The sequence below is a fragment of the Variovorax boronicumulans genome (assembly GCF_029892485.1).
Taxonomy (GTDB): domain Bacteria; phylum Pseudomonadota; class Gammaproteobacteria; order Burkholderiales; family Burkholderiaceae_C; genus Variovorax; species Variovorax boronicumulans_B.
The window spans coordinates 256,071-267,436 of the sequence record NZ_JARXVG010000007.1 but is presented as its reverse complement, the minus strand read 5'-3'; the positions used below and the strand labels follow the sequence as shown (position 1 = coordinate 267,436).

Sequence of the window (11,366 nt, the reverse complement as noted above, 5' to 3'; positions counted from 1 at the left end):
GACTGTCGCTATTGTTTTGATAGTGAATGAAGCAGGCAGGACGGTCAATGCAGCCGTTCGGCCTCAGGTTCTTCCGGTGGCTCCGGCGTTTCCTGCGGTTCGGCCGCCGCAGCGCCGCCTTCCGGATGCACCCACTGCCACAGCAGTTGGGCTGCGTCGCCGACGCCCTGTTTCTTCAGCGCAGAGAACAGTTTGACCTCGCCGCCGCCGGCCTGGAGTCGCGTGATCGACAGCACCTTGGCGCCCTCGCTGCGCGTGAGCTTGTCCGACTTGGTCAGCAGGATCAGGAACTTGAGGCCTTGCTGCACGCGCGGGCGGATCACATCGAGCAGGATTTCGTCGAGCTCGGTCAGGCCGTGGCGTGGATCGCACATCAGGACAACCCCTCGCAGGCTTTCGCGCGTCATGAGGTAGTTGCCCATCACGCGCTGCCAGCGCAGCTTGGCTTCCTTCGGAACGGCCGCATAGCCGTAGCCGGGCAGGTCGGCCAGCACCGCGTCGTCGACCTTCTGCTTGCCGATGCCGAACAGATTGATGTGCTGCGTGCGGCCCGGTGTCTTCGAGGCAAAAGCCAGGCGCGTCTGCTGCGTGAGCGTGTTGATGGCGGTCGACTTGCCCGCGTTCGAACGGCCGACGAAAGCGATCTCGGGCAGGTCGACCGGAGGCAGGTGTTCCAGCTGCGGGGCGCTGGTGAGGAAGTGGGCGGTATGCAACCAGCCGAGGGCCACGCGCTCGCGTTCGGCGACCTGCGGGTCCGCGGCGGGGGCCGCGCGGGGAGGATAAGCGGCTGACTTGGCGCGCGGGGAGGTCATCAATGGGCTTTCGGAACGGGGCGCCATTGTAGAATCGCGGGGTTTTGCGCCATAAATCTAAGCCCCCGATATGAAGTTGTTTGCCAATATTCTGCTTGCAGCCCTCATGGGCGTCGCATCCAGCGCGAGTTTTGCAGCCGATGAACATGCCGCGGCCCCCGCGGCCCCGGTGGCGGCTCCCAAGCCGGCCAAACCCGATCCCGCCAAGGGCGACACGGTGTTCAACGCAACGCCGGCCAACAGCCAGAGCTGCGCTTCGTGCCACAACGCCGACGGCAACTCGGCCATCGCGGCCAACCCGAAGCTGGCGCAACAACATCCCGAATACATCCTCAAGCAGCTGCAGGACTTCAAGTCCGGCGCCCGCAAGAGCGCGATCATGAAGCCGCTGGCTTCGGCGCTGTCCGACGAAGACATGCGCAACATCGCATGGTTCGTCGGCTCGAAGAAGGTCAAGACGGGCTTCTCGAAGGACAAGGACACCATCGCCCTCGGCGAAAAGATCTACCGCGGCGGCATCGGCGATCGCCAGATCCCGGCCTGCGCCGGCTGCCACAGCCCGAACGGCGCCGGCATTCCCGCCCAGTACCCGCGCCTGGGTGGCCAGAACGCCGAATACACCGTTGCCCAGCTCACGGCCTTCCGTGACAACGTACGCACCAACAGCCTGCCGATGACCGGCGTGGCCGCCAAGCTCAACGACCGCGAAATCAAGGCCGTGGCCGACTACATCGCCGGCCTGCGCTGACCCTGCGCTTTCCAGCGTGAACTGACCGCCGACAACAACCCCAAACAAAGGGCGGGCCGATCCAGGAGGATGGCCCGCCCTTTTGCTTTTTCTCTCTTCCAGCCCTCAACCGATGTCAGTCTCCACCCATGGCCTTCGCGTTCATCGCGGCCCGCAAGTGCTTCGCGCGGCGGTGGAGCTGTTCTCGTCGATGCGCTTTGCGATCGCGCTGCTCACCGTCATCTGCATCGCCTCGATCATCGGCACGGTGATCAAGCAGCACGAGCCGATCAACAACTACATCAACCAGTTCGGCCCGTTCTGGGCAGAGTTCTTCCGCGCGGCGCGGCTCGATTCGATTTACAGCGCCTGGTGGTTCCTGCTGATCCTGCTGTTCCTGGTGATCAGCACCTCGCTGTGCATTGCGCGCAACACGCCGCGCATCCTGGTCGACCTGAAGACCTTCAAGGAAGACATCCGCGCGCAGAGCCTGAAGGCCTTCGGCCAGCGCGCCGAGAACACGCTTGCGGAAACGCCGGACGCAGCTGCCAACCGCATCGGCCAACTGTTGGTGAGCGGCGGCTGGAAGGTCAAGCTGCAGCAGCGCGAGGGCTCGGGCGACGGCAAGGTCGCGCCGGGCTGGATGGTCGCCGCGCGCGCCGGCGGCGCGCACAAGCTGGGCTACATCGCGGCGCACAGCGCCATCGTGCTGGTGTGCATCGGCGGCCTGCTCGACGGCGACCTCGTGGTGCGCGCGCAGACCTGGTTCAACGGCAAGAGCGTGTTCACCGGCGGCGGGATGATCGCCGACGTGGCTCCGGAGCACCGGCTCTCCGTCAACAATCCGACCTTCCGCGGCAACATCCTCGTGCCCGAAGGCGGGCAAGGCAGCGTGGCCATCCTGAACCAGGCCGATGGCGTGCTGCTGCAGGAGCTGCCGTTCTCCATCGAGCTCAAGAAGTTCATCGTCGACTACTACTCGACCGGCATGCCCAAGCTCTTCGCGAGCGAGGTGGTGCTGCACGACCGCGAGACCGGCGCGCAGGTGCCGGCGCGCATCGAGGTGAACCATCCGGCGAGCTACAAGGGCGTGGAGATCTACCAGTCCAGCTTCGACGACGGCGGCTCCAAGGTGAAGCTCAAGGCCGTGCCGATGGCGGCCGCGGCCAAGCCCTTCGAGGTCGAGGGCATCATCGGCGGCCCCAGCACCGAGATCACCAACGGCAAGGACAAGCTCACGCTCGAGTACGCCGCGCTGCGCGTGATCAACGTCGAGAACTTCGCCGACGGCGGCGCGATGGGCAGTGGCGCCGACGTGCGCAAGGTCGACCTGCGCCACAGCCTCGAATCGCGCCTGGGTGCCGCCAACAAGACCAACAAGCCCAAGGTGCTGCGCAACATCGGCCCGAGCATCGGCTACAAGCTGCGCGATGCGGCCGGCCAGGCGAGGGAATACCAGAACTACATGGTGCCGGTCGACACCGGCGACGGCCAGCCGGTGTTCCTGCTGGGCATGCGCGAGAAGCCGGAAGACCCGTTCCGGTACCTGCGCGTGCCGGCCGACGAGCAGGGCTCGATGGACGGCTTCGTGCGCATGCGTACCGCGCTCGGCGACCCCGACACCCGCGCGCGCGCCATCGAGCGCTACATCGCCAAGGCGACCGATCCGAAGCGGCCCGAAATGGCAGAACAGCTGCGCGTGTCGGCCACCCGAGCCCTTGCGCTGTTCTCGGGCAGCGAACGCGCGCGCGCCGATGCCACCACGGCCGGCGGCTGGCAGGCGATTGCCGAATTCATGGAAGTCAACGTGCCCGAGGCCGAGCGCGAGCGCGCCGGCGCGGTGCTGGTGCGCATCCTCAACGACGTGCTGTTCGAGGTGCTCAACCTGAGCCGCGAAGGCGCAGGCCTTGCGGCCGTGCCGAGCGACGACAAGTCGCAGACCTATCTCACCCAGGCGGTGCTGGCCATCAGCGATGCGCACTTCTACCCGGCGCCCGTCGCGATGATGATGACCGACTTCACCCAGGTGCAGGCCAGCGTGTTCCAAGTGGCGCGCGCCCCTGGCAAGAACGTTGTGTATCTGGGCTGCCTGTTGCTGATCGTCGGTATTTTTGCCATGCTGTACGTGCGCGAGCGCCGGCTGTGGGTGTGGCTGACACCCGATGGCGCCGCTTCCGGAGACAACACTACGGCCGCCACGATGGCCTTTTCGGTCAACCGCAAGACGATCGACAGCGACCGCGAATTCGAGCATCTCAAGCACAAGCTGCTCGCGTTGAACAAAGCAGAACCAGAGACACCATGAACACCACGACCCTCACGCTCAATGAAAGCTGGCTCTCGCGCCGCAACCTGTTCGACTGGGTGTTCGCGGCGCTGGTGCTGGCCGGCGGCCTGTTCGCGTTCACGCGCTATGCAGGGTCGATGGACTACTACGAGAAGCCGATCCTCGCCGCCGCGGTGATCGCGATGATCTCCATCGGCTGGTTCTGGCGCCCGCTGCGGGTGCTGGCCCTCGTGGTGGCCGGGGCCTCGCTGCTGGCGATCACCTCCTATCAGGGCGACCTGGCGCGCGCCGACTCGGTGTTCTGGCTCAAGTATTTCCTGTCGAGCCAGTCGGCCATTCTCTGGATGAGCGTGCTGTTCTTCATGAGCACGGTGTTCTACTGGCTCGGCTTCTTCGGCGGCAAGCAGGCCGACACCTTCGACGCGATCGGCTCGCGCCTGGCCTGGGCGGCGGTGACGATGGCGCTGATCGGCACGATGGTGCGCTGGTACGAAAGCCACCAGCTCGGCCCGGACATCGGCCACATCCCGGTGAGCAACCTGTACGAAGTGTTCGTGCTGTTCTGCTGGCTGACGGCCGCGTTCTATCTCTATTTCGAAGAGCGCTACAACACGCGCGCACTCGGCGCCTTCGTGATGCTGGTGGTGAGCGCCGCGGTCGGCTTCCTGCTCTGGTACACGATCGTGCGCGAGGCGCATGAGATCCAGCCGCTGGTGCCGGCCCTCCAGAGCTGGTGGATGAAGCTGCACGTGCCCGCCAACTTCATCGGCTACGGCACCTTCTCGCTCGCGGCGATGGTGGCGTTTGCCTACCTCATCAAGGAGCAGGCCACCGAGACCCGCTGGTACAAGCTCACGCCGATCTGGCTCCTGGGCGTGGCGCTGTGCTTCGTGCCGGTGGCGTTCCGCCAGCGGGTGCAGGAAGCCGGCGGCAGCTACTGGGTGATCTATGCGGGCATCTCGGCGCTGATCGCCGCGGGCATCCTCTTGGGGCGCAAGCGCATCGCGGCCCGCCTGCCGGCCAACGAGGTGCTCGATGACGTCATGTACAAGTCGATCACCGTCGGCTTCGCCTTCTTCACCATTGCCACCGTGCTCGGTGCCCTGTGGGCGGCCGACGCCTGGGGCGGCTACTGGAGCTGGGACCCGAAGGAAACCTGGGCGCTGATCGTCTGGCTCAACTACGCGGCCTGGCTGCACATGCGGCTCGTCAAGGGCCTGCGCGGCACGGTGGCCGCGTGGTGGGCGCTGGGCGGCCTGGCAGTCACGACCTTTGCGTTCCTCGGCGTCAACATGTTCCTGAGCGGGCTGCACAGCTACGGCACGCTGTAGGCGCAGGTTCCGCGCCTTTCGCGAAGAATTGAAACCACGCGCCGCCATGGCGCGTAACCAAACCAGGGCGTGTCACGAACTACCCTGAGACCAACGATTCACGCGAAAGGCCTGTCATGTCGTTCCATTCCCGTTCGCACCGCCGCGACACCAGCGGTTTTGTCCATCCGCTGTCGAGCGAAATCACGCCGCGCGCCGCCTACGAAGGCCGGCGCGACCTGCTCAAGCTGATGGCCGGCGGGGCGGCGGGCGCGGCGCTGGCCACGTTTGCGGGGCGCGAGGCTTTCGCGCAAACCGCGGGCCCGCACAAGCTGGCGCTGCTGCCCGCCGTCAAATCGACGGTGCCTGGCGCGCAGACCATGGACAAGCTCACCGACTACAAGGACGCGTCGAGCTACAACAACTTCTACGAGTTCGGCACCGACAAGGGCGATCCGGTCAAGAACGCCGGCACGCTGAAGACCCGGCCATGGACCGTCGAGATCGAAGGCCTGGTCAAGAAGCCGGGCAAGTACGGCATCGAAGACCTGCTCAAGCTCAGCGCGCAGGAAGAGCGCATCTACCGCCTGCGTTGCGTCGAAGGCTGGTCGATGGTCATTCCGTGGATCGGTTACTCATTGGCCGAGCTCATCAAGAAGGTCGAGCCGCAGGGCAACGCCAAGTTCATCGAGTTCGTGACGCTGGCCGACCCGAAGACTATGCCTTTCGTCGGCTCGCGCGTGCTCGACTGGCCCTACACCGAGGGCCTGCGCATGGACGAGGCGATGCATCCGCTCACGCTGCTGGCCTTCGGCATGTACGGCGAGGTGCTGCCCAACCAGAACGGCGCGCCGGTGCGTTTGGTGGTGCCATGGAAGTACGGGTTCAAGTCGGCCAAGTCGATCGTCAAGATCCGCTTCGTCGAGAAGGAGCCGAGCACGGCCTGGAACAAGGCAGCCGCGCAGGAGTACGGCTTCTATTCGAACGTGAATCCGAACGTCGACCATCCGCGCTGGAGCCAGGCGACCGAGCGCCGCATCGGCGATGGCGGCGGCCTGTTTGCCAAGCGCAACAAGACGCTGATGTTCAACGGCTACGAAGCGCAGGTCGGCCAGCTCTACGCGGGCATGGACCTGAAGAAGAACTACTGAGCGCGCTTCGCCGCCCAGTCCTCGCGCCATGAACAAGCTGCTCATGCACCCGGCGACCAAGCCGGTCATCTTCCTGCTGTGCCTGCTGCCGTTCGCGCGGCTGGCGTACGGCGCGTTCACCGATGGACTGGGCGCGAACCCCGCGGAGTTCCTGATCCGCGCGACGGGCGACTGGACCCTGCGCTTCATCTGCATCGTGCTGGCGGTGACGCCACTGCGCGTGACAGCCAAGTGGAACGCGCTCGCGCGCTTTCGCCGCATGCTGGGCCTGTTCGCGTATTTCTACGTGGTGCTGCACCTCTTGTGCTATAGCTGGTTCGACATGGGCTTCGAGTGGGGCGAGATCGCCAAGGACATCGCCAAGCGGCCGTTCATCCTGGTGGGCTTCTCGGCCTTCGTGCTGCTGACGCCACTGGCGGCCACCTCGTTCAATCGCGCGATCAAGGCAATGGGTGCCAAGCGCTGGCAGATGCTGCACAAGCTGGTGTACGTGATCGCCGGGCTGGGCTTGCTGCACTTCTTCTGGATGCGCGCGGGCAAGAATAACTTCGCGGAAGTGTTCGTCTACGTCGCGATCATCGCGGTGCTGCTGGGATGGCGCGTGTGGAACTACGCGAGCAAGCGGAAGGCGCAGAAAGCCCCCGCAGGTGTGCGCGGTGGCGAGAAACCGCTGCACAGCACCACTTAGATCCGTCTAGATCTGCTCGTTGCGCAGCTGGTCTTCCATCGTCTCGCGGCGACGGATCAGCGTGGCGCTCTGGCCGCTCACCAGCACTTCGGCCGCACGCGGACGCGTGTTGTAGTTGCTGGACATGCTCATGCAGTACGCACCCGCCGACAGCACGGCGAGCAGGTCGCCGGCCAGCACGTTGAGCGCGCGGTCGCGGCCGATCCAGTCGCCGCTTTCGCAGACCGGGCCGACCACGTCGTAGGTCGGCGCATCGCCGGTGCGGATGCGCAGCGGCACGATCTTCTGGAAGGCCTGGTACATCGCGGGGCGCGGCAGGTCGTTCATCGCCGCATCGACGATGCAGAAATTCTTGTCTTCGCCGGGCTTGGTGTAGAGCACCTCGGTCACGCACACGCCCGCGTTGCCGACCAGTGAACGGCCGGGCTCGATGACCAGCTTGCGCGCACCGAACCCGCGCGCGTCCAGCTTGGCGAGCAGCTGCTGCCAGAGTTCATCGGCCTTGGGCGGCACTTCGCCGTTGTAGTCGATGCCCAGGCCGCCGCCGAAGTCCAGGTGGTGGATCGGCACGCCAGCTGCCTCGATGGCCTCGACCAGGTCGAGCACGCGGTCGCAGGCGTCCAGGTACGGCGAGGCTTCGGTGATCTGCGAGCCGATGTGGCAATCGATGCCGATCACTTCGAGGCCAGGCAGCTTCGCGGCGTGTTGGTACGCCTGGACCGCGCGATCGTGCGCAACGCCGAATTTGTTGCCCTTGAGGCCCGTGGAGATGTAGGGGTGCGTCTTCGGATCGACGTTCGGATTGATGCGGATGCTGATCGGCGCACGGCGGCTTTCGGCCAGCGCCACTTCGTTCAGCACGTCGAGCTCGGCTTCGCTCTCGACGTTGAAGCAGGCGATGCCGGCCGCGAGGGCCTGGCGCATTTCCGCGCGGGTCTTGCCTACGCCCGAGAAGATGATCTTCTTCGGATCGGCGCCGACGGCCAGCACGCGAGCGAGTTCGCCGCCCGAGACGATGTCGAAACCGCAGCCTGCTTCGGCAAACACACGCAGCACGCCGAGCGAGGAATTGGCCTTCATCGCGTAGCAGATCAGCGCATCGCGGCCCTCGAAGCCACGCTGGTAGGCGGCCAGCGCATCCAGCATCCATTGCTTCGAATAGACGAACAGCGGCGTACCGTGCTCGCGCGCCAATGCATCGAGGGTCAGCCCTTCGACATGAAGGGCGCCGTCGCGGTGGGCGATATGGGGTTGGCCGGGGAGGGAAGCGTTCGTCACTTGGGCGCTCCGCTGCCGGTGGTGGCTGCGGCCGGCGCGCTGCCGGCGGCGGCAGGCTTCGGTGCGGCTTCGTTGGAAGAAGCGCCGGATCCGCCGGGGGTGATCAATTGCGGCAGGGTGGCGCGCTGGGCGGCTGCCGGATCGCTGGGCAGGTACAACGCACCGCGCTGGCCGCAGGCGGCAAGACCGGCTGCCGCAGCGGCGATGCAAACCATGAGCACAGTGCGGCCGCGGGCGGTCACTAGAATTTGGCGAACATTCAACATAACGAAATTGTAATGACCGACACCGAGTACATGGACCGCGCCGAAGCCGCGCTCGCTGCGATCGAGCAAGCCTGCGATCGCATCAACGACGCGACCGACGCCGACCTCGACAACCAGCGGGTGGGCGGGATGATCACGATTTCATTCCAGAACGGGAGCCAGCTGATCGTGAATCTGCAGAAGCCGCTGCAGGAGATCTGGCTCGCCGCGCGCTCCGGCGGCTATCACTACCGGCACGACGGCCAGGCCTGGGTCGACACCAAGACAGGCGAGGAGTTCTTCAGCAACCTCTCGCGCGAAGCCACGCTGCAGGCAGGCCAGCCGCTGGCATTCGCGGCCAGCTGACCCATTCGTCTTCGTCAGTTCCGGAAGAGGTCCAGGATGCGGTTGCGCTCCTCCGGTGGCGCCGGTGGGCTCACCGGGGCGCCCGTCAGGGCTTCGACCGGTGCCACGGGCGCGGCAGCTTCCACGCCCAGGCTGGCCACGCCGCGGCCCGGCGCGTAGTCGTCGTAGTACCACTCGCCGCCCACATTCACGATGCCCGAGGGTGGCGTGGTCGACAGGTCGGTCACGGGCACGCCCTTGATGGCGGTCTCCATGTAGTTGATCCAGATCGGCAGGCTCAGGCCGCCGCCGGTTTCGCGGTCGCCCAGGTTGCGCGGCGTGTCGTAGCCGATCCATGAGATGGCCGTCATCGTGGGCTGGAAGCCGGCGAACCAGGCATCGAGCGAATCGTTGGTGGTGCCGGTCTTGCCGTACAGGTCGACACGCTTGAGCATGGCCTGCGCCTTGGCCGCGGTGCCAGCGCGAGCCACGGAGTTGAGCAGCGTGTCCATGATGAAGGCGTTGCGCTGGGGAATGGCGCGGTTCGCCTCGTTGAGCAGCGAGGGCTGCTTGTCGACCAGGAGCTTGTCCTTGTGGTCGGTGATGCGGGTCACGAGATAGGGGTTGACGCGGTAGCCGCCGTTGGCGAACACCGAATAGCCGACCGCCATCTGCATCGGCGTGACGGCGCCAGCGCCCAGCGCCATCGGCAGGTAGGCCGGGTGCTTGTCCTTGTCGAAGCCGAAGTTGGTGATCCATTCCTGCGCATAGCGGGTGCCGATGGATTGCAGGATGCGGATCGACACCAGGTTCTTCGACTTCATCAGCGCCGTGCGCATCGACATTGGACCGTCGTAGCCGCCGCCGTAGTTCTTGGGCTCCCACGGCTGGCCGCCGGTGGTGCCGGCATCGAAGAAGAGCGGGCCGTCGTTGATGACCGTGGCGGGGGTGAAGCCCTTCTCGAGCGCCGCCGAGTAGATGAAGGGCTTGAAGCTCGAACCCGGCTGGCGCCAGGCCTGCGTGACGTGGTTGAACTTGTTCTTGCCGAAGTCGAAGCCGCCGACCAGGGCCTTGATGGCACCGTCGCGCGGGTCCATGGCGACGAAGGCGCCTTCCACCTCGGGCAGTTGGGTGATTTCCCAGGTGTTCTTGGGCGTCTTCACCACGCGAATGACGGCACCACGGCGGATCTTGATGTTGGGCGGGGCCTTGTCGGAGAGGCCGGACTGCGCGGGCTTGAGGCCTTCGCCGGTGATCTGCACCGCATCGCCGTTGCCGCGCACGGCCGAGATTTCCTTGGCATTGGCCTTGAGCACCACGGCCGCCATCACGTCGCCGTTGTCGGGATGATCGGTCAGTGCGTCGTCGACGGCTTCGTCGAGGTCCTTGGGGTCGTTGGGCAGGTCGACGAACTTCTCGGGGCCGCGGTAGATCTGGCGGCGCTCGTAATCCATGATCCCCTTGCGCAGTGCCTTGTAGGCAGCCGCCTGATCGGCGGCGACCAGCGAGGTGTAGACCTTGAGGCCGCGCGTGTAGGTGCTGTCGCCGTACTGCGCATACATCAGCTGGCGCACGGTTTCGGCGACGTACTCGGCGTGCAGGCGATTCGGGTCTGCGGCATCGCGCAGGTGCAGTTCTTCATTCTTGGCGTCGGCCGCCTGCTCGGCGGTGATGAAGCCGGCCTCCTGCATGCGGTCGATCACGTAGAACTGGCGGCCGCGCGCGCGCTGCGGATTGTTGACCGGGTTGTTCGCGCCGGGCGCCTTCGGCAGGCCAGCCAGCATGGCGGCCTCTGCGATCGTCAGTTCCTGCAGCGGCTTGCCGAAATACGCTTCCGACGCGGCGGCGAAGCCGTAGGCTCGGTTGCCCAGGTAGATCTGATTCAGGTAGATCTCGAAGATCTGGTCCTTGCTCAGCAGGTGCTCCAGCTTGAAGGTCAGCAGCACTTCGTAGACCTTGCGGGTCAGCGTCTTCTCGGAGCTCAGGTAGACGTTGCGTGCCACCTGCATCGTGATGGTCGAGGCGCCCTGGCTCTTCACGCGGTTCAGGTTGGCCAAGCCGGCGCGGACCATGCCCTTGTAGTCGACGCCGCCGTGGTCGTAGAAGCGCGAGTCCTCGGCGGCGAGAACCGCGTCTTTCACCACCTTGGGAATGGCGGCGATCGGCGTGAGGTTGCGGCGTTCCTCGCCGAATTCACCGATCAGCGTGCCTTCGGCGGAAAAAACCCGCAGCGGGAGCTTGGGCCGGTAGTCCGAAAGTTCCGAGATGTCCGGCAGGTTGGGGTAGGCGACGGCCAGGGCCACCGCCACCACGCACACGATCGACAGCACGCCGGCCGCGGCGATGCCGAACCCCCAGAACACGAAGCGCAACAGCCACCTGAGCCAGGCCGGGCGTGTGGGAGGAGGGGTCTTGGCTGGCCCTTTGGGGCGTGAAGTTTCTTGCATGGGGGCCCGGAGAGTCACCGGACATTATAAAAAGCCGCTTCCTCGGCGCGGTCCCGTTCTTTGTTGCCGGGCGTCG

Annotated in this window: 10 protein-coding genes; 6 read left to right on the top strand and 4 right to left on the bottom strand. The window is 65.7% G+C overall.

Annotated features, from left to right (window positions below):
• Positions 1 to 44: 44 nt before the first annotated feature.
• Positions 45 to 812, bottom strand: coding sequence for a ribosome biogenesis GTP-binding protein YihA/YsxC (yihA, locus tag M2282_RS18720; protein WP_280810275.1), 768 nt, complete (start codon positions 810 to 812; stop codon positions 45 to 47).
• A 70-nt stretch (positions 813 to 882) separates the two neighbouring features.
• Here yihA and M2282_RS18715 point away from each other — a divergent pair, with 70 nt between their 5' ends.
• From M2282_RS18715 to M2282_RS18695, 5 genes are all read left to right on the top strand, one after another.
• Positions 883 to 1,560, top strand: a complete 678-nt coding sequence (locus M2282_RS18715) for a c-type cytochrome (protein ID WP_280810274.1) — start codon at positions 883 to 885, stop codon at positions 1,558 to 1,560.
• 112 nt (positions 1,561 to 1,672) lie between these two features.
• Positions 1,673 to 3,844: a cytochrome c biogenesis protein ResB gene (locus tag M2282_RS18710; RefSeq protein WP_280810273.1), complete on the top strand. Its 2,172-nt coding sequence runs from the start codon at positions 1,673 to 1,675 to the stop codon at positions 3,842 to 3,844.
• Positions 3,841 to 5,157, top strand: a complete 1,317-nt coding sequence (gene ccsB / locus M2282_RS18705; protein WP_280810272.1) for a c-type cytochrome biogenesis protein CcsB — start codon at positions 3,841 to 3,843, stop codon at positions 5,155 to 5,157. The genes M2282_RS18710 and ccsB overlap by 4 nt, the downstream gene beginning before the upstream one ends.
• A 116-nt stretch (positions 5,158 to 5,273) precedes the next feature.
• The gene (msrP, locus tag M2282_RS18700; RefSeq protein ID WP_280810271.1) at positions 5,274 to 6,287 is read left to right on the top strand and encodes a protein-methionine-sulfoxide reductase catalytic subunit MsrP; all 1,014 of its coding nucleotides are present in this window, start codon (positions 5,274 to 5,276) and stop codon (positions 6,285 to 6,287) included.
• 28 nt (positions 6,288 to 6,315) lie between these two features.
• Entirely contained in the window at positions 6,316 to 6,975 is a 660-nt protein-coding gene (locus M2282_RS18695; RefSeq protein WP_280810270.1) for a sulfite oxidase heme-binding subunit YedZ, read from the top strand.
• Between the two features lie 6 nt (positions 6,976 to 6,981).
• Here M2282_RS18695 and lysA read toward each other — a convergent pair whose 3' ends face one another.
• Together lysA and lptM are read right to left on the bottom strand one after the other, a co-directional pair.
• Positions 6,982 to 8,253, bottom strand: a complete 1,272-nt coding sequence (gene lysA / locus M2282_RS18690; protein ID WP_280810269.1) for a diaminopimelate decarboxylase — start codon at positions 8,251 to 8,253, stop codon at positions 6,982 to 6,984.
• Positions 8,250 to 8,468, bottom strand: coding sequence for an LPS translocon maturation chaperone LptM (lptM, locus tag M2282_RS18685; protein ID WP_280810268.1), 219 nt, complete (start codon positions 8,466 to 8,468; stop codon positions 8,250 to 8,252). The genes lysA and lptM overlap by 4 nt, the downstream gene beginning before the upstream one ends.
• A 63-nt stretch (positions 8,469 to 8,531) precedes the next feature.
• On the opposite strand from lptM, the gene cyaY reads away from it, so the two are divergent.
• Positions 8,532 to 8,864 (top strand): iron donor protein CyaY, encoded by a 333-nt coding sequence (cyaY, locus tag M2282_RS18680; protein ID WP_280810267.1) that lies wholly within the window; start codon positions 8,532 to 8,534, stop codon positions 8,862 to 8,864.
• 14 nt (positions 8,865 to 8,878) lie between these two features.
• On the opposite strand, the gene M2282_RS18675 is transcribed toward cyaY, so the two are convergent.
• Entirely contained in the window at positions 8,879 to 11,290 is a 2,412-nt protein-coding gene (locus tag M2282_RS18675; protein WP_280810266.1) for a penicillin-binding protein 1A, read from the bottom strand.
• Positions 11,291 to 11,366 lie beyond the last annotated feature (76 nt).

Coding starts and splice junctions, on each gene's coding strand:
- ccsB (WP_280810272.1), top strand. CDS start 3,841: ATGAACACCACGACCCTCACGCTCAATGAAAGCTGGCTCTCGCGCCGC.
- cyaY (WP_280810267.1), top strand. CDS start 8,532: ATGACCGACACCGAGTACATGGACCGCGCCGAAGCCGCGCTCGCTGCG.
- msrP (WP_280810271.1), top strand. CDS start 5,274: ATGTCGTTCCATTCCCGTTCGCACCGCCGCGACACCAGCGGTTTTGTC.
- lptM (WP_280810268.1), bottom strand. CDS start 8,468: ATGGTTTGCATCGCCGCTGCGGCAGCCGGTCTTGCCGCCTGCGGCCAG.
- M2282_RS18695 (WP_280810270.1), top strand. CDS start 6,316: ATGAACAAGCTGCTCATGCACCCGGCGACCAAGCCGGTCATCTTCCTG.
- yihA (WP_280810275.1), bottom strand. CDS start 812: ATGACCTCCCCGCGCGCCAAGTCAGCCGCTTATCCTCCCCGCGCGGCC.
- M2282_RS18710 (WP_280810273.1), top strand. CDS start 1,673: ATGTCAGTCTCCACCCATGGCCTTCGCGTTCATCGCGGCCCGCAAGTG.
- M2282_RS18715 (WP_280810274.1), top strand. CDS start 883: ATGAAGTTGTTTGCCAATATTCTGCTTGCAGCCCTCATGGGCGTCGCA.
- M2282_RS18675 (WP_280810266.1), bottom strand. CDS start 11,290: ATGCAAGAAACTTCACGCCCCAAAGGGCCAGCCAAGACCCCTCCTCCC.